Annotated in this window: 19 protein-coding genes; 12 read left to right on the forward strand and 7 right to left on the reverse strand. The window is 72.5% G+C overall.

Annotation, left to right across the window (positions count from 1 at the left end; genetic code table 11):
• Nucleotides 1-4: 4 nt before the first annotated feature.
• From OHB01_RS27465 to OHB01_RS27475, 3 genes are read left to right on the forward strand one after another with little or no spacing between them, the layout of a single operon-like run.
• Nucleotides 5-1,018 carry an ABC transporter ATP-binding protein gene (locus OHB01_RS27465; protein WP_142648816.1) on the forward strand — a complete coding sequence of 338 codons (1,014 nt, stop codon included), beginning with the start codon at nt 5-7 and terminating at the stop codon, nt 1,016-1,018.
• On the forward strand, nt 1,015-2,022 hold the full coding sequence (locus OHB01_RS27470; protein ID WP_142648815.1) for an ABC transporter ATP-binding protein: 1,008 nt from the start codon (nt 1,015-1,017) through the stop codon (nt 2,020-2,022). Before OHB01_RS27465 ends, OHB01_RS27470 begins: the two co-directional genes overlap by 4 nt.
• Nucleotides 2,019-2,900, forward strand: coding sequence for a GNAT family N-acetyltransferase (locus OHB01_RS27475; protein WP_142648814.1), 882 nt, complete (start codon nt 2,019-2,021; stop codon nt 2,898-2,900). Before OHB01_RS27470 ends, OHB01_RS27475 begins: the two co-directional genes overlap by 4 nt.
• 2 nt (nt 2,901-2,902) lie before the next feature.
• Here OHB01_RS27475 and OHB01_RS27480 read toward each other — a convergent pair whose 3' ends face one another.
• A complete protein-coding gene (locus OHB01_RS27480) occupies nt 2,903-4,009 on the reverse strand; it encodes an exo-beta-N-acetylmuramidase NamZ domain-containing protein (protein WP_147944981.1) in 1,107 nt (368 codons plus the stop codon).
• Between the two features lie 29 nt (nt 4,010-4,038).
• Here OHB01_RS27480 and murQ point away from each other — a divergent pair, with 29 nt between their 5' ends.
• From murQ to OHB01_RS27495, 3 genes are all read left to right on the forward strand, one after another.
• Nucleotides 4,039-4,944, forward strand: coding sequence for an N-acetylmuramic acid 6-phosphate etherase (gene murQ / locus OHB01_RS27485; RefSeq protein ID WP_328854164.1), 906 nt, complete (start codon nt 4,039-4,041; stop codon nt 4,942-4,944).
• A gap of 46 nt (nt 4,945-4,990) precedes the next feature.
• Entirely contained in the window at nt 4,991-6,019 is a 1,029-nt protein-coding gene (locus OHB01_RS27490) for a serine hydrolase domain-containing protein (RefSeq protein ID WP_142648811.1), read from the forward strand.
• 78 nt (nt 6,020-6,097) lie between these two features.
• Nucleotides 6,098-6,910, forward strand: coding sequence for a DUF1206 domain-containing protein (locus OHB01_RS27495; RefSeq protein ID WP_142648810.1), 813 nt, complete (start codon nt 6,098-6,100; stop codon nt 6,908-6,910).
• Between the two features lie 18 nt (nt 6,911-6,928).
• Here OHB01_RS27495 and OHB01_RS27500 read toward each other — a convergent pair whose 3' ends face one another.
• A complete protein-coding gene (locus tag OHB01_RS27500; RefSeq protein WP_205830454.1) occupies nt 6,929-7,375 on the reverse strand; it encodes a hypothetical protein in 447 nt (148 codons plus the stop codon).
• Here OHB01_RS27500 and OHB01_RS27505 point away from each other — a divergent pair.
• The gene (locus OHB01_RS27505) at nt 7,374-8,330 is read left to right on the forward strand and encodes an SDR family NAD(P)-dependent oxidoreductase (RefSeq protein ID WP_142648809.1); all 957 of its coding nucleotides are present in this window, start codon (nt 7,374-7,376) and stop codon (nt 8,328-8,330) included. The two genes, OHB01_RS27500 and OHB01_RS27505, sit on opposite strands and share 2 nt — an antisense overlap.
• A gap of 158 nt (nt 8,331-8,488) precedes the next feature.
• On the opposite strand, the gene OHB01_RS27510 is transcribed toward OHB01_RS27505, so the two are convergent.
• Entirely contained in the window at nt 8,489-9,424 is a 936-nt protein-coding gene (locus OHB01_RS27510) for an RNA polymerase sigma-70 factor (RefSeq protein WP_205830453.1), read from the reverse strand.
• A 124-nt stretch (nt 9,425-9,548) separates the two neighbouring features.
• On the opposite strand from OHB01_RS27510, the gene OHB01_RS27515 reads away from it, so the two are divergent.
• Together OHB01_RS27515 and OHB01_RS27520 are read left to right on the forward strand one after the other, a co-directional pair.
• On the forward strand, nt 9,549-10,394 hold the full coding sequence (locus OHB01_RS27515; RefSeq protein WP_142648808.1) for an SDR family NAD(P)-dependent oxidoreductase: 846 nt from the start codon (nt 9,549-9,551) through the stop codon (nt 10,392-10,394).
• A 328-nt stretch (nt 10,395-10,722) separates the two neighbouring features.
• Entirely contained in the window at nt 10,723-11,022 is a 300-nt protein-coding gene (locus OHB01_RS27520) for a helix-turn-helix domain-containing protein (RefSeq protein ID WP_142648807.1), read from the forward strand.
• Here the strand turns inward: OHB01_RS27520 and OHB01_RS27525 are convergent.
• The gene (locus OHB01_RS27525; protein ID WP_328854165.1) at nt 11,019-13,925 is read right to left on the reverse strand and encodes a DUF222 domain-containing protein; all 2,907 of its coding nucleotides are present in this window, start codon (nt 13,923-13,925) and stop codon (nt 11,019-11,021) included. The two genes, OHB01_RS27520 and OHB01_RS27525, sit on opposite strands and share 4 nt — an antisense overlap.
• The gene (locus OHB01_RS27530; protein ID WP_328710197.1) at nt 13,904-14,068 is read right to left on the reverse strand and encodes a hypothetical protein; all 165 of its coding nucleotides are present in this window, start codon (nt 14,066-14,068) and stop codon (nt 13,904-13,906) included. Before OHB01_RS27530 ends, OHB01_RS27525 begins: the two co-directional genes overlap by 22 nt.
• 872 nt (nt 14,069-14,940) lie before the next feature.
• On the opposite strand from OHB01_RS27530, the gene OHB01_RS27535 reads away from it, so the two are divergent.
• From OHB01_RS27535 to OHB01_RS27545, 3 genes are all read left to right on the forward strand, one after another.
• Nucleotides 14,941-15,489, forward strand: coding sequence for a TetR/AcrR family transcriptional regulator (locus tag OHB01_RS27535; protein WP_142648804.1), 549 nt, complete (start codon nt 14,941-14,943; stop codon nt 15,487-15,489).
• Nucleotides 15,490-15,512: 23 nt separating this feature from the next.
• A complete protein-coding gene (locus OHB01_RS27540) occupies nt 15,513-17,702 on the forward strand; it encodes an MMPL family transporter (RefSeq protein WP_328854166.1) in 2,190 nt (729 codons plus the stop codon).
• A 119-nt stretch (nt 17,703-17,821) separates the two neighbouring features.
• Nucleotides 17,822-18,682, forward strand: coding sequence for a universal stress protein (locus OHB01_RS27545; RefSeq protein ID WP_328710195.1), 861 nt, complete (start codon nt 17,822-17,824; stop codon nt 18,680-18,682).
• A 167-nt stretch (nt 18,683-18,849) separates the two neighbouring features.
• On the opposite strand, the gene OHB01_RS27550 is transcribed toward OHB01_RS27545, so the two are convergent.
• Nucleotides 18,850-19,194, reverse strand: coding sequence for an RNA polymerase-binding protein RbpA (locus tag OHB01_RS27550; RefSeq protein WP_030509898.1), 345 nt, complete (start codon nt 19,192-19,194; stop codon nt 18,850-18,852).
• Between the two features lie 126 nt (nt 19,195-19,320).
• On the reverse strand, nt 19,321-20,670 hold the full coding sequence (locus tag OHB01_RS27555) for an MFS transporter (RefSeq protein WP_328854167.1): 1,350 nt from the start codon (nt 20,668-20,670) through the stop codon (nt 19,321-19,323).
• Between the last annotated feature and the right edge of the window lie 123 nt (nt 20,671-20,793).

Consider the following 20,793-nt stretch of genomic DNA (forward strand, 5'->3'; position numbering starts at 1 on the left):
CCTGATGTCTAATGAAACGGCCGCCCCCGGGGTCCGGATCCGGGACCTCACGGTCGTCTACAAGACGCCCGCGGGCGAGCTGCCCGCCGTACGCGGCGTCGACCTCACCCTCGCCCCCGGCACGATCACCGGCGTCGTCGGCGAGTCGGGCTCGGGCAAGTCGACCCTCGCGCTCTCCCTGCTCAACGCCGTCCAGCCGCCCGGCAGGATCGCGGCCGGCAGTGTCGAGATCGACGGCCTCGGCGACGTCCTGACGCTGCGCGGCGAGGACCTGCGCCGCGCCCGCGGTCGCCAGGTCGGATACGTCTTCCAGGCCGCGCAGAACTCGCTGAACCCGCTGAAGACCATCGGCAAGCAGCTGCTCGACCTCGGCCGGTCCCACGAGGTGGAGGACCTGCGGGGGCTGGTGCGCGACGCCAAGGACCTGCTGGCCCGCATGGGCATGGACGGCGCCCGGGTGCTCGACTCCTACCAGCACGAGCTGTCCGGCGGCATGCGCCAGCGGGTCGGCATCATGCTCGCGCTCGTCCTGAACGCCAAGGTCGTCGTTCTGGACGAGCCGACCACCGCCCTCGACATGATCACCCAGGCCACGATCCTGCGGATCATCCGCGAGGTCCACGAGGAGCGGGCGCTCACCACGCTCGTCATCACCCACGACGTCGGCGCGGTCGCCGAGGTCGCCGACAGCCTCGCCGTCATGTACGGCGGCCGGGTGGTCGAGCACGGCCCGGTGACCGAGGTGCTCGGCGAGGCCCGGCACCCGTACACGCAGGGCCTGATCAGGGCAATCCCGCGCCTGACGGGCGACCTGTCGCTGGCCCGGGCGCTGCCCGGCCGCCCACCGACGCTCGGGACGCTGCCCACGCAGGGCTGCGTGTTCCGCGCCCGCTGCGAGCGGCGCATGGAGGTGTGCGAGACCGACGAGCCCGTGGCCGTCAACCGGGACGGCCGCACCGTCGCCTGCCACGCCGCCGACCGCCACCTCACGCTGATCAAGCGGAAGGAGTTCGTGTGATCACGGGAACCGGGATCACCAAGGTCTTCAAGCAGCGCGGCGGCGTGCTCGGCGCCCGCGAGGTGCCCGCGCTGCGCGGCGTGGACTTCGCCATCGCCAAGGGCGGCGCGGTCTCGTTCATCGGCGAGTCCGGCAGCGGCAAGACCACCCTCGGCCGCATCATCGCCGGGCTGGAGAGCCACGACGCCGGCGAGATCGTCATCGACGACGTGCCGATGTCGTCGCTCAGCCACCGCAGGCGGCAGCCGTACTTCCGCCGCGTCCAGCTCATCCACCAGGACCCGTACTCGGCGCTCAACCCCACCCGGACGATCCACCAGACGCTGGAGGCGCCGCTGAAACTGCGCGCCAAGCAGACGGGCCGCCCGAGGTCGTGGGTCGACGGGCGGGCCGCGGAGCTGCTGGCGATGGTCGGCATCGACCCCGGCTACGTGCTCCCGCGCTATCCCCACCAGCTCTCGGGCGGCATGCGGCAGCGTGTCGTGATCGCCCGCGCGCTCACCATGGACCCCGAGGTGCTCGTCGCCGACGAGGCCGTCTCGATGATCGACGTGTCGCTGCGCCTGGGCATCCTCGCCCTGCTGAAGGACCTGCGCGAGCGGCTGAACGTCGGCGTGCTGTTCATCACCCACGACATCGCCACCGCCCGCTACATCGGCGACGACGGCGAGCTGTACGTGCTCTACCGCGGCCAGGTCGTCGAGCGGGGCGCCACCGAGAAGATCATCGCGGACCCGGTCCATCCGTACACGCAGTCGCTGCTGTCGGCCATCCCGGTGCTGCACGGCCTCGAACGGCCGGGCGCCGAGCGGGTCGTGCCGAAGGAGATGCAGCGGGAGGGCGAGCCCGACGCCGGCTGCCTGTTCGCCCGGCGCTGCCCGTTCAGCACCGAACGCTGCGCGAACGAGATGCCCGTGCTGGCCCGCGACCAGGACATCGAGCAGGAGTACGCCTGCTTCCACCCGAGGCGGCGCAGCGTGATCCCGGTGGGGGTGGGCGAGTGACGGACATCCTCCCGGCCGAGGCCGACGAGTCGCTGGAGCGCCTGGCCGCTGCCGCGCTGTGGGCCGACGCCGAGGAGGCCCCCCTGGTCGTACGGCACCTGGCGGGCCCGCCGGAGGACCGGGTGTGGACCGTCCTGGCCACCCGCGACCGGGACGGCGCCGTGTTCGCGTCGATCGGCGCGGACGGCGCCGGTCACATCGACCTGATCGCCGTGGACCCCGCCGCCCGGGGCCGGGGCATCGGGCGGGCGCTCGTCGGCGCGGCCGAGGAGTGGATGCGGGGGCACGGCGCGGCCGAGGCGAGGTTCGCCGGCAATCCGCCCTGCTACGCCTGGCCCGGCATCGACGTGCGCTACACCCCGGCCGCCTGCCTGGCCGAGCGCCTGGGATACGAGCAGTATCGCGTGGCCTGGAACATGACGGCCGACCTGCCCGCCCGCTACGACGAGGCCGAGCACGAGGCCGACCTGGCGAAGCTCGCCGCCGCCGGGGTCACCGTCACCGCGGCCCCCGTGGGGGAGCGCGCGGCGGTCGCGGCGTTCGTCCGCGAGCAGTGGAACGACAAGTGGGCCTGGGAGGCCGAGAACGCCACCGGCCTCCACTATGCCTACCGCGACCGGGCCTATCGCGACGGGGAGATCCTCGGCTTCGCCGCCTGGGGCGCCAGGCCGCTGTGGTTCGGGCCGATGGGCACGGCGCCTGCCGCCCGCGGTCTCGGCGTGGGCCGGGTGCTGCTGCGCCGCTGCCTCGACGAGCAGGCCGCCGCCGGGCAGACGTCCGCGCAGATCGGCTGGGTGGGCCCGCTCCGCTTCTACTCCCGGGCGGTGGGCGCCCGCGCCGAGCGGGTGTTCTGGCTCTACCGCCGCGCGCTGGGCTGATGTCAGTCGTACAGCAGTTCGCCTCGGGGCGGGCCCGGCGGAGGACACAGCCCCCGGGGGTCGCGGCCCGCTTCAAGGTGCTCGCGCAGCGACGCCGAGCCCCACAGCAGGTCGAGGAACGGCTCGCAGGCGAAGTCGTCCGGATAGAGGGCGCGCAGCACGTGCAGGACGGACACGCCCGTGAGCACCGGCAGGAAGGCAGCCCTGTCGGTCACGTGGAGCTGCGCGCCGCGCACCACGACGCCCGCGTGCCTGCCGAACGTCGGCGTGAACCACGTGTCGCGGAAGCGCACGCCGGGCAGGCCGAGGTCGTTCAGCGCGGCGGCGAACCGCCCGTCCGCGTACGGCGCGCCGACCAGCTCGAACGGCCGGGTCGTGCCCCGGCCCTCGGCGGCGTTCACGCCCTCCAGCAGCCCGGTGCCGGGATAGACCAGGGCGGTGTCGGGGGTCGGCATGTTGGCCGACGGCATCACCCAGGGCAGCCCGGTGCGGTCGAAGTGCCACTCCCTGCGCCAGCCCTCCATCGGCACGACCTCCAGCTCGCACCCGAGCGACCGGTTGACCGACAACGCGATCTCGCCCGGCGTCAGGCCGTGCCGTACGGGCAGGGGGGCACGGCCGACGAAGCTCGCGAACGCCGGGTCGAGCACCGGGCCCTCGGCCACCGCGCCGCCGATCGGATTGGGCCGGTCGAGCACGGTGAACGGCAGGCCGAGCCGGGCCGCCGAGCCCATGAGGTCGTACATCGTCCAGACGTAGGTGTAGAAGCGCGCGCCCACATCGCACACGTCGAAGACGAGCGCGTCCACCCCGGACGAGGCGACCAGCGCGTCGAGCTCGCCGCCGGTCCTCTGGTAGGTGTCCAGCACGGGCAGGCCGGTGACCGGGTCGACGGTGTCGCCCTCGCCACCGCCTGCCTGGGCCGTGCCGCGCAGGCCGTGCTCGGGGCCGAACACCGTGGTCACGGGCACTCCGGCGGCCAGCAGTGCCGGTGCGGCGGCGGTCAGATCGGGCAGGACTCCGGTGGGGTTGGTGACGAGGCCCACCCGTCGCCGCCCGGCCTTCGGCGCGCTCACCAGCAGCTCAAGACCCGTACGCACGCGATCCATGAAGTCTCCGAAGCCGAGGAACCACGACCATGACGCACTCACTCGCCGCTCTCGCCACCGAACAGAGCGATCCCCGCTACAGCGGGATCGACACGCTCCCGACGGAGGAGATCGCGCGGCTCATGAACACGGCCGACGCCGCCGTCCCGGCCGCGGTGGGCCGGGCAATCCCGGCGATCTCCGCGGCCATCGACGCGATCGCCGCGCGGATGGCCGACGGGGGCAGGCTCCTCTACGTGGGCGCGGGCACCTCCGGGCGGCTCGCGGTGCTCGACGCGTCCGAGTGCCCGCCGACCTTCGGCACACACCCCGACCTGGTGCAGGGCATCATCGCGGGCGGCGAGGCCGCGCTCGTGCGCTCCGTCGAGGGCGCCGAGGACGACGCCGAGGCGGGCGCCGCCGTGATCCGCGACAAGCACGTCGGCCCGCTCGACTCCGTCGTCGGCATCTCCGCCAGCGGGCGCGCGCCGTACGTCGTCGCGGCGGTCGAGCAGGCCCGGCGGCTCGGCGCGCTGACCGTGGGCCTGGCCTGCAACACCGGCACCCCGCTCACGCTGGCCGCCGATCACGGCATCGAGGTCATCGTGGGGCCCGAGGTGGTCACCGGCTCGACCCGGCTGAAGGCCGGCACCGCCCAGAAGCTGGTCCTCAACATGATCTCCACGATCACCATGATCAGGTCGGGCCGCACGTACGGGAACTTCATGGTCGACGTCGTGGCCAGCAACTCCAAGCTCGTCGACCGGGCGGCCCGCATCGTCTCCGAGATCACCGGCGCGCAGGTGCTGCGGGCCCGGGAGGTCCTGGAGAGCGCCGGACGCGACGTGAAGACGGCCGTCGTGATGATCGAGCGCGGGGTGGGCGCCGACGAGGCGCGGAAGCTGCTCGCGGCGCACGGCAACCGGCTCGGCCCGGCGCTGCGCAGTGCCCGATAACACAGTGCCCGATAACACAGTGCCCGATAACGCAGCTCTTGACGGGATGTCCGCGCTCGAAGACGTCCTGCGGGCGGCCGTGCCCGAGGTCGCCTCGGCGGCGGTCGCCGTGATCGCCCTTGACGGGCGCACGGTCGCCGAGGCCGCCGTGGGCGAGGCCGTGCGATACGCCGACCCGTCCGGGGAACTGCTGCCAGAACGACCGGCCGTGACCATGGACGCGCTGTTCGACCTCGCCTCCGTGACCAAGCTGTTCACGGCCACGGTGCTGGTCTCGCTGGCTCAGGAGGGCGTGCTCGACCTCGACGAGCCGGTGGCCGTACGGCTGCCCCGGTTCTACGGGCACCGCCCCGAGATCACCGTGCGGCACCTGCTGACGCATTCGGCGGGCCTGCCCGCGAGCCGCCGGGTGGAGAAGGAGCCGGAGGACGCCCGCTGGGATCTGGTGCTGTCCACGCCCGTGCAGGGGCCGCCGGGGACGCACCGGTACTCCGACGTCGGCATGATCACGGCCGGGCGGGTGGCGGAGGCCGCCGGCGGCGCGCCGCTGGACGTGCTCGTGCGCGAACGGGTCACCGGGCCGCTCGGGCTCGGCACCACGACGTACGGGCCGGTCGAGCCGGGCCTGGCCGTCGCCACCGAGTTCAAACGTGGCACGTGCGTGCGGGGTGAGGTGCACGACGAGACGGCCCACGCGCTGGGCGGCGTGGCCGGGCACGCCGGGCTGTTCTCCACCGCCGCCGACCTCGCCCGCTTCGGCGAGGCGCTGCGCACCGGCGGCGGGCCGGTCCTGTCGCCCTCCTGGACCGCCGAGATGCTGCGCGACCAGGGCGTGCCCGGCGCCGCCTTCCGGCAGGGGCTCGGCGTGCGCATCGACGACCCGGCCACCGTGGGGCCCCTCGCGGGCGCGTTCGGCCACTCGGGCTTCACCGGCACGTCGCTGGTCGTCGATCCCGTCCGCCGGCTGACCGTCGTGCTGCTCACCAACAACGTCCACCCGCTGCGGGGCCGCCCCGGCATCCGCGACCTCCGGCACGCCGTCGCGGCGGAGGCCCTGCGTCTGGCCGATGTTTGATCCTCCTCTCCCTGGTCAGTAGGTGACCGCCCAGTGGGTGACCGGTCACCCGGACCGATCGTGAGGAGAGGAGCCGCGATGACGACCGCGCATCAGGCCGGCCGCCGTCTCGAGGGGGCGGCCCGCAGAGCGGCCGATCACCCCGTGCTGGAGAGGCTCGCCAAGGCCGGGTTCGCCGCCCGGGGCGTCCTTTACGCGATCATCGGCCTGGTCGCGCTGCACATCGCCTTCGGCGGCGGCGGGCAGGCCGACAAGAGCAGCGCGCTCCAGATCGTCCGCGACGCGCCCCTGGGCGACCCCCTGCTGTGGGTCATGGCGGCCGGCCTGGCCGCTTTGACGATCTGGCAGGTCTCCGAGGCCGTCTGGGGCACTCCCGGGGTCAAGGAACGCGTGCAGGCCGCGGCCAAGGCCGTCGTCTACGCCGCCCTGGTGTTCTCGATCGTGGCGCTGCTCACGCGCAACCAGCCGGCCTCCTCGTCCGACAGCAAGTCGCAGGACGTCACCAAGACGCTGTTCGAGTTGCCGGGCGGGCAGTTCCTGGTCGGCCTGATGGCGCTCGGCGTGCTCGCCCTCGGTGCCTTCTGGATCTACGCGGGCTGGACCGCGAAGTTCATGAAGGACATGAACGTGACCGAGCCCCGGGCCCGTGGTGTCGTCGTCAAGCTCGGCAAGGCCGGTTACATCGCCCGCGGCGTCATCGCGCTGGCCGCCGGCGTCCTGATCGGCCGGGCCGCCCTCACGTACGACCCCGGCAAGGCGGCCGGCGTCGACGGCGCGGTGAAGGCGCTCGCCGACACCCCGGCCGGTCCCTGGCTGCTCGTCGTGGTCGCCGTGGGCCTGGTGCTGTTCGCCGTCTACTGCTTCGCGGAGGCCCGCTGGCACCGGGTGTGAGTGCCGCAGGCCCTCTGCTCAGGCCGGCGCGCCCGGCGCCCCGCGGCGCAGGCCGTCCATCAGCAGGTCGAGCAGGCGCCCGGCCTGCTCGCGCTGGGCGGCCTCCCCGGCGGCGAGGCAGATGCCGTTCACGCCGGTGAGCACGTCCTCGGGTGGCACGTCCCGCCGCAGGACCCCGGTCGCCGCGCCCGCGTCGAGCAGCGTGCCGATCGCGCCGAGCAGCCGGTCGCGGCTCTGCGCGTACGGGTTCGAGCCGGAGGCGATCACTGCCCGCAGGGCGTCGGCCATGCCCCGCTTGGTCGCCAGGTAGTCGATGAAACGGTCCATCCAGGTGCGCATCGCCTCGTCGGGCGGCATCTCGGCCACGAGCTCGGCCGCCGCGTCGCACAGCTTCGCCAGCTCGTTGCGGTAGGCCGCGGCCGGCGCCCCAGAAGGGCCGCCGCCGTAGGGGACGGGGACGAACATGACTCAGACCACCCGCATCACCACGCCGTTCACCACGCCGTTCAATGGGCAGTCCACCGCGGCCGAGGTCATGGAGGGGATCGACCTGCGCGGGCGGCGGGCGATCGTGACCGGCGGCGCGTCGGGCATCGGCGTCGAGACCGCGCGGGCGCTTGCCGCGGCGGGCGCGGAGGTGACGATCGCGGTCCGCGACCTCGACGCGGGCAAGCGGACCGCCGACGACATCGCCGCCACGACCTCAGGAGCGTCCGTCGTCGTCGCGCCGCTGGATCTCGCCGACCGGGCCTCCGTCGCGGCGTTCGTCGCGGCGTGGGAAGGGCCGCTGCACATCCTGGTCAACAACGCCGGCGTGATGGCCTGCCCGGAGACGCGGACGCCGGAGGGCTGGGAGCTGCAGTTCGCGACCAACCACCTCGGTCACTTCGCGCTGGCCACGGGCCTGCGCCCGGCGCTCGCCGCGGCCGGCGGCGCCCGCGTCGTGTCGGTCAGCTCCAGCGCCCACCTGCGCTCGCCGGTCGTTTTCGACGACATCCACTTCAACGAGCGCCCGTACGACCCGTGGCTCGCGTACGGGCAGTCGAAGACGGCCAACGTGCTGTTCGCGGTCGAGGCCGCCCGGCGGTGGGCCGGCGACGGCATCGCGGTCAACGCGCTCATGCCCGGTGGCATCCCCACCGGCCTGCAGCGGCACCTGGAGCCCGACTACATCGAGCGTCGCCGCGCGCTGGGCAGCTCGACCGGCGTGACGTGGAAGAACACCGAGCAGGGCGCGGCCACCTCCGTGCTGCTCGCCGCCTCGCCGCTGGTCGAGGGCGTCAGCGGACGCTACTTCGAGGACAACCAGGAGGCGGAGGTCGTCGAGTCGGGCGAGGGCCGGGGCGTCGCGGCGTACGCGGTCGACCCGGAGGCCGCCACCCTCCTCTGGCAGGTGTCGGCGGACCTGCTCGACCTGTAGATCCTTGAGCTCTCCGGCCGGGCTCGCCGTTTCCGGCGCCCGCGTCACCGCGCCGGCCGGAGCGCCTCTCGCCGTCCGGCGCGTGCGGGGGCCGCGTCGGACGGCGGTGCCGCAGCGCGGCCGACAACGCCAGGATCGCCGCTGTGGTCGCCCGCCGATCAAGAGGTCCGCTGGTCGCGCCGGGTCTGCTTCTTCTCGCGGATGACCGCGTGGGCGTCGGCGACGGGGCCGAGGTGGGCGAGCTTGTCGGGATTGACGATCGAGCGGATGGTCTGGATGCGTCCGTCGAGGATGTCGAACGTCCAGACGTTGAAGACGCGGCCCTCGCGGTCGCGGATGATCAAGCCAGGCTGGCCGTTCACCTCGTGCGCCTCCAGCACCGCGCCGATCCGGGCGAACGGCGGGATGGTGACCGACAGCACCCGGGCGACCCTCGCGGCGCCGAAGAGGGGGATCGTGCTCCCGATCTTGCCGGCGCCGTCGTTGACGAGCTGGACGTCGGCGGCCAGCAGTTCCCGCAGCCCCGCGACGTCCCCCTCCCGCATCGCGTGGAGGAACCGCCCGGCGAGCCGGTCGCGCGCCTGGCGATCCGCCTCGAAGCGGGGCCTGCCCGCGTCCATGTGACGGCGCGCCTGCAGCGCGAGCTGGCGGCAGGCCGCCTCCGACCGCTCCACCGCGTCGGCGATCTCCCGGTAGCTGAAGGCGAACACCTCACGGAGCACGAAGACGGCGCGTTCGAGCGGGCTGAGCCGCTCCAGCAGGATCAGCGCCGCCATCGACAACGAGTCGGATAGCTCCGCCGACCGCTCAGGGTCCTGGTAGGGGTCGGTCAGCAGTGGCTCGGGGAACCACGGCCCGACGTACGCCTCGCGCCGCACGCGGGCCGAGCGCAGCACGTCGATCGAGATCCGCGTCACCGTCGCCGACAGGAACGCCTTGGGCGACTCGGCCTGGGTCGCGGAGCCTTCGTAGCGCAGCCAGGCCTCCTGCACCGCGTCCTCGGCCTCGCTCACGCTGCCCAGGATGCGATAGGCGATCGCGAACAGCAGCGGCCTCAGTTCCTGGAACTCCTCGACGCGGGTCACGCCGACCATTGATATCACCATGCCGGACAAAGGTGACATTGTGCCGCAGGTCACACTCGGGCGATCTCATGTCTGCGCCGGCCGTCTCGTCCAGGGGGTTGTAACGGCTGAACGCAGCAACAAGGAGCACGCCATGCAGAAGGTCTGGTTCGTCACCGGCTCGTCCCGCGGCCTGGGCCGCAACTTCGTGGAGGCCGCCCTGTCGCGCGGCGACAAGGTCGCCGCCACCGCCCGCGACACCGCGAGCCTGAAGGCGCTGGCCGACACCTATGGGGACGCGGTGCTCCTCCTGGAGATGGACGTGACCGACAGGGCCGCCGTCTTCGAGAGCGTGCGGCGCGCCAAGGAGCACTTCGGGCGGCTCGACGTCATCGTCAACAACGCGGGCTACGCCCAGGTCGGCGCGATCGAGGAGCTCACCGAACAGGAACTGCGCGACCAGCTCGAAACCAACCTGTTCGGCGCGGTTTGGGTGGTCCAGGCCGCGCTGCCCCACCTGCGCGAGCAGCGCTCGGCGCACATCATCCAGCTGTCCTCGGCCGCCGGGGTGATCGCGATGCCGCTCGGCGGCGCGTACCACGCCTCCAAGTGGGCCCTGGAGGGCCTCAACGAGGCGCTCGCCGGCGAGGTCGCCGAGTTCGGCGTCAAGCTGACCATCATCGAGCCCGGCGGCTTCGCCACCCGGAACGGCAACAACCCCGACCCGCTGGCCAACGGCCACATGGCCACGCCCGACCCGGCGTACGACGGTCTCCGTCAGCGCCTCGGGGCGCTGACCGGGAAGTTGCCCGCGGGCGACCCGGCCGCCGCGGCGCAGGCACTGCTGAAGCTCGTGGACTCCGACAACCCGCCGCTGCGGGTGCTGTTCGGCAAGGGCTTCCACCCGCTGATCGAGCAGGCATACGCCGCCCGCCTCAAGACCTGGTCCGACTGGCAGGACCTCTCCATCGAGGCGCACGGCAACCTCGAAGCCCGCTGACACAGGCGGAAGGCCGCAGCCCCAGAGCCCGATCACCGTCGCAGGCCGGACCGGCACCATGCTGCTCGACTGAGACAAGATCGCAGCAGCCCACGTCTTAGAAGCGGCGTGGGCTGCCCGCTGCTCGAACCTTTGGTTCCATCTCTTCCGGGACGCGGTTCCCATCACCTACTGGATCGCGCCGGGAAGACGCATCATTCTGCTTACGGCCTTCCGCAAAGGGACTGTACAAACAGCGGATGCGGGAGATGGCCGAGATCGAGCGAGCTGTGCGGGCGATGCGGCGATGTATCGCGGAGGCGCACACGGCGGACGGGGAGTGATCGACATGGGCGAGCGCAAGGCATGGTCGGACAAACGCGCCGAGATCATGAGTCGTCCAGGCACCGGAGCCGCTTATGAGGCCGCTCGCCTCCGCTTCGAACTCGGTGACGCGGTGCGGCGACGTCGGGAGGAGCTCGGCCTGACGCAGACGGAGCTGGCCGAGCGCGCGGGTCTCAAGCAACCTGCTGTCGCCCGCTTCGAGGCCGGCGGCACCATGCCCATCCTTCCCATGCTGGAGCGTCTCGCCGAAGCCCTTGAGGTCCGGCTCAGTGTCCAGTTCCAGCCCCTTCACCAAGCGAGTTAGACGCGCGGCCGTCTGCTCCCGATCCGGTGGTAGGTGAAGGCCCAGCGGTCTTCGCCTACGTTGCGGCGGGTGTAGCGTTCGGGGTGCTGGTAGCGGTCGCGGTTGTGGAACTGGCAGGCCGGGCCCAGCAGCTTCAGGTCGGTCAGGCCGCCGGTGCTCCAGTTGTCGGCGTGGTCGATCTGGCACATGGTCGCCGGGAGCGGGCAGCCGTCGATCCAGCAGGTGGCGTAGCGGGCGTAGATGGCCCTGCGTTGGGCGGGGGTGGCCAGGCGGACTTTTCGGCCCATGTCGAGCACCTGCCCGTCGGCGTTCATGACGATCCGCACCAGAGTCGAGGTGCGGGCGAGGCGGTGCACGCTGGAGACGGGCAGCACCTGCCCGGTCGCCAGCAGCAACCCCGGCGCTGTCCCCGGTGCCATTCCCAACGACGCCCCCAGCAGCGCGCCTGCCGACGCTCCCAGCGCCGACCCCAGGATCGCCCCGGGCATCGTGCCCGCCGACGCACTCGGAGCCGCTCCCTGCGCAGCCTCCTGCGCCGTCCCGGGGAGCGTGCCTGCCGCCCCTCCCGGAGCTGCTCCCGATGACGCCCCCTGCGCCGCTGCTTGCGCCGTCCCCAGCGTCCGACGCCCGGCTCCTGGTGCTGTTCCTGATGCCCTCCTGGGTGGTGTCTTCTGCTCCGGTCCAGGTCCGCCGGGTGTCGCTCCCGACAGTCCCGGCGTCCCGGGCGCCTGCGTCGCGCGGGAGCAGCGCGCCTCGCCGCAGCACCGGCACGTGCCCTGGCCATGCCGGTAGTCCCCCGCAGGCCGAGGCCCGGCGTGGGTGTGAGGCGCGGAGGCGTCCTCGGGCGGAGGATCCGGCCGCGCTGTCTCCGAAGGCGCCGCCTCCGAAGGCGCTGCCTGCGATGGTTGTGCGTCCGAAGCCGTCGCGCCCGAAGGTACTGTGTCCGAAGGTGCAGCGTGCGAAGGTGCTGTGGGCCCATGCTCGCCACCGTCGGCTGGGCATGCTGACGCGTGCCGGGTGGCGTGCGGTGCTCTTGCCTGAGTCGCGGCGCGGTCGCCGTCTCTGCCCTTGCCGAGCGCGGTCTCGTCGCGCTCGGCAGAGCGGGTGCTGATGGTCTCGTCGCCCTTGGGGGAGGCGGCGTTCGCGGTGTGGTCGCCCTCGGCAGTGGCGGTGTTCACGGTGTCGCGCGGCTCGCACTCGCCGGGCCGCCGCTCACCGGCCCCAGGCTCACCGGTCCCGCGCTCACCGGTCCCGCGCTCACCGGTCCCGCGCTCACCGGCTCCACAGCCGCGAGACTCCCCGTCGCGAAGCCCGCTCGTGGCATAGGGGGAGTCGGTTGAGGAGTCGGTGCTTTCGGCGTCGCCGTCGCAGTCGCCGGTGACAACGGTCTCGTTCGGGGCCTCGGGGTTTCCGGTCGCGTGGTGAGCGTGGCCGCTGAGGGCGCTGTCGCTGAGGTCCGCGAGGTCGTCGCTGACGTCGTCGGCCTCGGCGGGTGCAGGGGCGGTGTCATCGGCGCTCCCGGCACCGGCATCCGCCTCGGCCTCAGCTTCGGCAGTGTCGAACTCCTCCGGGATGTCGGGGTCGTCAGCGCCGCCCGCAGCGCCGGGGTCGCCCAACGCGCCGGAAACGGCGTCATCGGCCCGGCTCAGGTCGTCGGCGCTTCCGGTGGCGTCGGGGGCGTAGGCGTTGGTGTCGTCGGCGCTCTCCGCACCGGCATCTGCCCCGGCCTCGCCGGGAGCAGAGTCGCCCGTGTCGTCCCGGCCTTCCCCGAAGCCCTCGGCGTCCCGCGTGTCGTCGACGTGGTCGGCGGTGTCGTCGGCCTGGCTCGGCTCGTCAGTGGTCCCGGCGGTGTCGGGAAGGTAGTCGCTGGGCGCGCTGTCGCCGAGGTCTACGAGATGGTCGCTGACGTCGTCATCGGCGGCAGGGGCAGCGGTGTCTTGGGTGGCCGGGTCGGCGGGGTCTTGGGTGGCCGGGTCGGCGGGGTATGGGTTGTCGTCGGTGGGGTCGGTGGGGTCGGTGGGGTCGGTGGGGTCGGTGGGGTCGGTGGGGTCGGTGGGGTCGGTGGGGTCGGTGGGGTCGGTGGGGTCGGTGGGGTCGGTGTCGTCGGCGGCGGGGTCGGCGGGGTCTTGGGTGGCCGGGTCGGTGTCTTCGGTAGCCGGGTCGGCGGTGGGGTCGGTGGTTTCGGGGTCGGTGGGGAGGGATTCGGCGCTGACCACGACGAGGAGCTCAGCGGCGATCTTCTGCTCCAGCAGGGCGATCAAGGCGTCCGCCTGACGTACCGTCAGCGGGCGGTCATCCCCCTGCGCCCTCAGCTTGGCGTACGCCTGCAACAACGTCATCAACCGGGCGCCGGCCTCACGCGGCAGGTAGAACTCTCCTTCCACGCCGCCGCCCTTGCCCGGGCGGACCCGCAGGAACCGCCTCCCGTAATCGGCCCGCTCATCCCGCTCTTCCCCATCGGGGTCCAGCACCGCCCGCAGATGGCGGCCGGCCTTGGCGACCTCCGCCGCCCCCGCTTTACTGGCCAGGTCCACCAGGATCGGCTCGGCCAGCGCGGCCTGTTCGTCGGTTAGTCCGGCGACAGCGGCGCAGATGGCCTCCACCACCCCGGCCGCCAGCTCACCCGTGGCGAACTTCTCCCGCACGACGGGGAGGCGCGGCAGCTCCGCGCCGAGGGTGAGCAGGCGGCCCGCACCGCCCACCGTCATCCCCCCACTGGTGCGCAACCAGCAGCGGGTGGAGGCATGCCCATGCTGCCTGGCCTGCCCTGCTCGGTGGACCCGGCCGACCCGGTCGGCCAGGGCGCTGGTGATCCGGTCGCGGGCGAACAGCAACTCCTCCGCCTCGGCCAGGCACATGTCCACGTCGTCGGGCAGCGGGGTCAGCGCCAGCTCTTGGGCCACCTCACGAACCGACCCCACCACCACCCACGACGACCGCACACGACCCCGACCACGACCACGGCCACGACCACGATCACGCCCGCCCACACCGCCGGAAGCACCCGCACCTGCGCCCGCACCCGAGCCGGCCGCGCCAGTGCCATCCGCGCTAGCGCCAGAGCCGGAGCCATTCGCACCGGCGGGAGTCGCGTCCTCGGCAGTCTCACGGGCGGCATTCGCGCCAGTGCCGTTCGCGCCACCCACATTCGCACCGGCGAATGCCGCACTGTCGGCGGCCCCGCGCGCGGCGTGCGCGCGAGCGCCATACGCGCCAGCGGCGTCCGCACCGGCGGCAGCCGCACGATCGGCAGCCCCACGGGCGGCGCCCGCGTCAGATCCCGCGCTGTCGGCGGTCCAACACACGGCGTTCGCGTCAGCGCCGTCCGTGCCAGCACCGCTCATGCCAGCGGCATACGTACCGGTGGCCGCCCCACTCGTGGCATCCGCGCCGTCGCTATCTGCCCTGTCGGTATGCGTGCCTGGGGCGTCCGCGCTCGGGTCGTCCACGCTCTCGACAACAGATGCGTCGGCGCGCTGCCGGGGCCCGAAGTTGATGATCGGGAAGGGATCGCGGGCGGACGAGCCGTCGGACGACCACAGTGGGGAATTGGCGATCAGACGGTCCCACCACTCACCGTCGGCATCGTTCGAATGACGAAGGCGCTCAGGATCAAAGTCGAACAGATCCACCACACCCTCCTCGCTCGATTCGAACTGATGTATGGATTCTCTCACACTCTGTGAGCGAGTGACAACCGTGCGAAGCGAAGGGTTGGAGCCTCAGATCGCCGAGGGAAAGGGGGCGTCGGCCGCCTAGCTGGTCAGCGTTCAGCGGATAGGGGGCCGACGGAGACCTGCTGTACAGGGTGCTGAGAGGTGCCGGGCGGCGGCCGGCATGGGGCGCAGGTGGGCGGCTCGGGGTCGATTACTGGCCGATCGGTCAAAAGCTGGCCGATCGGTCAGTTAGGGTGTCCGCATGGCACGTTCCGCAACCACCACGCGGGCGGACATCCTGGACTCGGCTGTGCGGCTGTTCGCCGCGCACGGCTTCCGCGGCACCTCCCTGCAGGACATCGCCACGGACGCGGGCTGCTCCAAGGCGTCCTTGCTCTACCACTTCACGAACAAGGACGCGATTCTCACCGAGCTGCTGGCCCCCGTCGGGCCGGAGTTCGCCGCGCTGGAGGAGAGGATCGCCGGGCTCGACGGCGAGGAGGCGGCCCGTGCCGCCGTCGCCGGGCTCGTCGACCTGTCGCTGCGCTTCCGGCTGCAGGTGAAGATCCTGCTGCAGGACGTCGACGCGCTGATCAACCGGCCGGAGCTGCCGGACGTGGACGGCCTGACCGAACGGCTGGCGGACGCCCTGGCCGGCCGCTCGGCCGCCCCCCAGGCCCGGGTCTGGGCCTGGATGGCCATGCTGGGGATCATCCTGACCAGCGCCAGCGAGCTCGCGCTCCCCGACGAGACGCTGCGCGCGGAGCTGACCCGCGGTGCGTCGCGCACGCTCGGCCTGCCGGCCGACTGACCTCCCGAAGAAAGAGATCTGCTGTGGCAACCCTGCTGTACCGGCTGGGCCGGTTCTCCTTCCGCAGACGCGGGCGCGTGGCCGCCGTGTGGCTGCTGCTCCTCGTGGTCCTGGGCCTGGCCGCCGCCGCGTTCCACGGCCCGACCGGCGACAAGTTCGCCATGCCCGGCACCGAGTCGCAGCGGGCGCTGGACGCCCTGGCCAAGGAGTTCCCGCAGGCCAGCGGTGCCACCGGCACCATCGTCGTCGCCGCTCCGCAGGGCCGGAAGCTGGACCCGGCCGAGGTCGCACCGGTGGTCAAGGAGGCCGCCGGCATCCCCGGCGTCGTCGCCGCCCTCGACCCCTTCAAGTCCGGCGCCGTCTCCGCCGACGGCCGCTACGCCCTGGTGCAGGTGCAGTTCGACCGCGGGGCCAAGGACGTCACCGAGGCTCAGCGCGCGGCGTACCTGAAGGCCGGCTCATCGGCCAAGGGGCTGCGGGTCGAGCACGGCGGCGAGGTCCTGAACGCCGCGCCGGAGGTGGGCGGGTCCGAAGGGATCGGCGTCGTGATCGCCGCGGTGGTGCTGATCGTCACCTTCGGCTCGCTGGTCGCCGCCGGGATGACCCTGCTGAACGCGCTGATCGGCGTGGGGGCCGGCATGGGCGGCCTGTTCGCGCTCAGCGGCCTCGTCGAGCTGACCTCCGTCACGCCGGTGCTGGCGCTGATGCTGGGCCTGGCCGTCGGCATCGACTACTCGCTGTTCATCACCTCCCGCTACCGCCAGTTCCTGGCCGAGGGCGTGGCGCCGGAGGAGGCCGCGGGCCGGGCGGTCGGCACGGCCGGATCGGCCGTCGTGTTCGCCGGGGCCACCGTGGTCATCGCGCTCGCCGGTCTGTCGGTGGTCGGCATCCCGTTCCTGAGCGTGATGGGCCTGGCCGCCGCCGGCACCGTGGCCGTCGCCGTGCTGGTCGCCCTCACGCTGCTGCCCGCCTTCCTGTCGTACGCCGGGGCCCGGGTGCTGCCCCGCAAGCAGCGCACCGGCGAAAACGCGGACGCGGGCGGCCGGGGCTTCGGCCACGCCGGCTTCGGACACGCCGGCTTCGGACACACTTGGGGGCGGGTGGTCACCCGGCTGCGCGTGCCGATCCTGCTGGCCGGGGTCCTCGGCCTCGGCGCGCTGACGCTGCCCGCCCAGGACCTGCGGCTGGCCCTGCCCGACGCGGGCACCGCCGCCCCGGGCACTCCGGCTCGCGAGGCGTACGACCTGACCAGCGAGGGGTTCGGCGAGGGCTTCAACGCCCGCCTGATCGCCGTGGTCACCGCCGCCGACCGCGCGGCCACGACGGCCGCCGCCGGGGAGGCCGCCAAGCTGATCCAGCAGACCCCCGGTGTGCTGGCCGTGGCCCCGCCGCAGCCGAACGCCGCGGGCACAACCGCGCTGCTGACCATCATCCCCAAGGCCGGGCCCACCGCCGCGGCCACCGAGGACGCCGTGCACGCCATCCGCGCCAAGGTCGCCACGATCGGCGGCGCGGAGATCGCCGTCACCGGCGCGACGGCGGTGGGCATCGACGTCTCCGACAAGCTCGCCGACGCCATGCCGGTCTACCTGCTGCTGGTGGTCGGCCTGTCGGTGCTGCTGCTCATGCTCGTCTTCCGCTCGATCCTGGTGCCGGTGAAGGCGGCGCTGGGCTTCCTGCTCACCGTCGGATCGACCTTCGGCATCACCGTGTGGATCTTCCAGGAGGGTCACCTGGCCGGTCTGCTGGGCGTGGACGTGCCGGGCCCGCTGGTGAGCTTCCTGCCGATCCTGCTCATCGGCATCCTGTTCGGCCTGGCCATGGACTACGAGGTGTTCCTGGTCTCGCGGATGCGCGAGGACTACGTGCACGGCGACACTCCCCGCCAGGCGACGATCAACGGCATGGGGCACAACGCGCGGGTGGTCACCGCCGCGGCGCTGATCATGACGGCGGTGTTCGGCGGGTTCGTGTTCATGAACGACCCGATCATCAAGTCGATGGGCTTCGCGCTGGCCGTCGGTGTGCTCGTGGACGCCTTCGTGGTCCGGATGACCCTCGTCCCCGCCGTGATGTCCATGCTCGGCCGCGCCGCATGGTGGCTGCCCCGCGTCCTGGACCGGGCGCTTCCCGACCTCGACGTCGAGGGCGAGCGGCTGCGTCACCACCTCACCACCCGCGCCGCCGTCGAGCCGGAGCGCGCCCTGTTGTAGGAGCGGGGGTGTCGTAGAGGGCGCCGGGGGCCGGAGGTCCCGCCCCTGCGGGACCTTCGATGCTCGTACGGCACGGCGGGGAACGATGTGATGGAGGGACCGGACGAGGGGAGGGCGTCATGATCGTCGTGGGTGTCGACGGCTCACACGCCGGCATGGAGGCCGTCTGCTGGGCGGCCCGGGAGGCCGCCCTGCGCGGCGTCCCCTTGCGCATCGCCAACGCCATCCCCGCCTGGGCGTGCTCGACCGCCCAGCAGGGCCCGTACACGGACGTCGCCGCGTGGATGCGCGACGGCGCGGCCGCCGTGCTCGGCGCCGCCGCCGAGCGGGCCCAGGCGGAGGCGCCCGGGGTGCCGATCGACACCGCGATCCTGGCCGGCGACCCGCGCCCGGCGCTCGTCGAGGCTGCCATGGAAGCCGATCTCCTCGTGGTCGGCAACCACGGGCTCGGCGGCTTCCGCGGCCTGCTGCTCGGCTCGGTCGCGTACGGCGTGGTGGGTCACGCCCCGTGCGACGTGGTCGTCGTGCGGGAGGTGCCCTCCGCGCCGCGGCCGGAGATCGTGGTGGGCATCGACGCGTCGCCCGCGTGCGGCAAGGTGCTCGACTTCGCCTTCGCCGAGGCGGCGTTGCGCGGGACCGGCGTGCGGGTGGTGCACGCCTACAGTCCGCTGGAGGCGGGCGGCGGCTTCGCGCCGCTCCCCGACGACTTCGACGAGGAGAAGGTCGAGGTGCGGATGGTCAGGGAGGCCGTCGCCGGCCGCCGTGAGCTCTACCCCGACGTCAAGATCGTCGAGGAGGTCGTCCGGGGACATCCGGTGGACGTGCTGCGGCAGGCGTCGGCGGGCGCCGACCTGCTCGTCATCGGCTCCGCGGGGCGCGGCGGGTTCACCGGCCTCGTCCTCGGGTCGGTCTGCCAGGCCATGATCCACCACGCGACCGGCCCCATGGCCGTCGTCCGCACCTCGGCGTCCACCGGCTGAGCGGTCCGTGCCGAACCCCGCAGCCTTGAAGAACAGAGCGCCCCGAACAGAGCGCCCCGAACAGAGCGCCCCGAACAGAGCGCCCCGAAGAACAGAGTGGCCCGGAAATGCCGAACGCCCCCGGCGGGCCCGGTTCGTCCGGGCCGCCGGGGGCGTTTGCCGGCGCCCTACGCGCTCTTGCGTCGCTGCTCGCGCAGAATGGCGAGACGCTCGTTCAGCACCTCTTCGAGGTCCTCGATCGAGCGGCGCTCCAGCAGCATGTCCCAGTGGGTCCGCGGGGGCTTCGCCTTCTTCTGCTGAGGCTGCTCAGCGTCCACCCGCAGTGCCGGGCTGCCGCAGTGACGGCACTCCCAGGTCGTGGGAATCTCGGCCTCGACGGCGAGCGGAACGGTGGTGAGATGGCCCTTCGGGCACGTGTAGGACACCTCCTGGCGCGGGGCCAGGTCGGTGTTGCGGTCGTTCTCGTAGCTGGTCGCGCCGAGCCGGGTACCGCGAAGTGCACGCTCGCCCATAGTCTTTAAGCCTCCTGAGGTCCCCGCCTTCGAGGGGTTCGTTCGCCACCGCGTACAACGCCTGATACCGTGTGTGGATTCCCAGCGGAGACCTGATCCAATCGCGCTTTTTCCGTCCCACTGGTCTCAGATGTGGTCGGGCACCTCGTTCCCCGCCTCACGGATGGCCCGGGGAAGGTTGACAACGCTGAGCAGGACGAATCCGAGGACGAAGAACACCACCAGCGAGACGATCGCGGTGCGGTAACTGTCGGTGACCTGGAGCGCCAGTGTGAGCACCAGCGACCCGAGGAACGCCGACCCCTTGTCGCTGATCTGGTAGAGGCTGAAGTATTCCGCTTCCCGGCCGGGCGGGATCACCAGGGAGTACATCGAGCGCGACAGCGCCTGGGTGCCGCCCATGACGATCGCGATGGCGAAGGCGATCGCGTAGAACTGGACGGCCGAGCCCTTCTGCAGGAAGTAGGCCACGCCCACGACGACCGTCCACACCACCAGGCTGGCCAGCACCGTGCGCTTGGTCCCGAACCTCAGCGCGAGCCGTCCGAGCCCGAGCGCGCCGCCGACGGCGATGAACTGCACCATCAGGATCGCGCCGATCTGGTGCGTCTGGCCCAGGCCCAGCTCCTGGTCGGCGTACGTGGCGGAGAAGCTGATCACCGTCTGCACGCCGTCGTTGTAGACCAGGTAGGCCGCGAGGAACAGCAGCGTGCGGGGGTAGCGCCGCAGGTCGGCGATCGTACGGCCGAGCTGGCGGACGCTGCCCGCCACGGCCCGCACCGCGGTCGCCTCGTGGACGGGCACCCGCCGGTTGCGCAGGCGCAGCATCGGGATCAGGGTGAACGCGCCCCACCACAGGCCCGCCGACGCCAGGCTGATCCGCACCGCCAGGCCCGTCTCGATGTCGGCGAACAGGTAGATCACCAGGTTGAGCGCGAGCAGCAGGCCGCCGCCGAGGTAGCCGAAGCCCCACCCCCTGCTGGAGATCTCGTCGCGTTCCTCCGCCCCGGCGATCTGCGGCAGGAAGGAGTCGTAGACCACGCGCGCCGCGCCGAAGGTCACGTTGGCGATCAGGAACAGCGCGCCGCCGAGCAGGTAGGCGTCACCGGACACGAAGTAGAAGCCGAGCGTGGCCACCACGCCCAGGTAGGCGAAGACCCCCAGAATCTGCTTCTTGCGGCCGGTGTGGTCGGCCAGCGCGCCGACCACCGGCATGATCACGATCTGCAGCAGCACCGAGATCGTCACCATGGTGGTGAAGTACGCCTTGGGCCGCAGGTCGAGGCCGAGGAACGCCACGAAGCCGCCCTCGCCGCCCGCCGCGGTCGTGGCGATCGTGGTCAGGTACGGCCCGAGGAAGACGGTCAGGACGGTCGTCTGGAACGCGGAGTCCGCCCAGTCGTACCAGTACCAGCCACGTTGCTCGCGCCGCCGCGTGCCGGGGGTCTCCTCGTGGACGACCTGGGGAGCGGTCATGGTCTCTCCTCACGGGGGTGGAGCGTCGCCGGGGGCCGGGAGGTCGGCGCAGGCCGGTTTCGTCAGGGGACAGGGTCGGTGAGCCGGGGGACAGACGGCGTCAGCGGGGTGGTCCGGGCCGGG

This window comes from Microbispora hainanensis (assembly GCF_036186745.1).
Lineage (GTDB): Bacteria > Actinomycetota > Actinomycetes > Streptosporangiales > Streptosporangiaceae > Microbispora.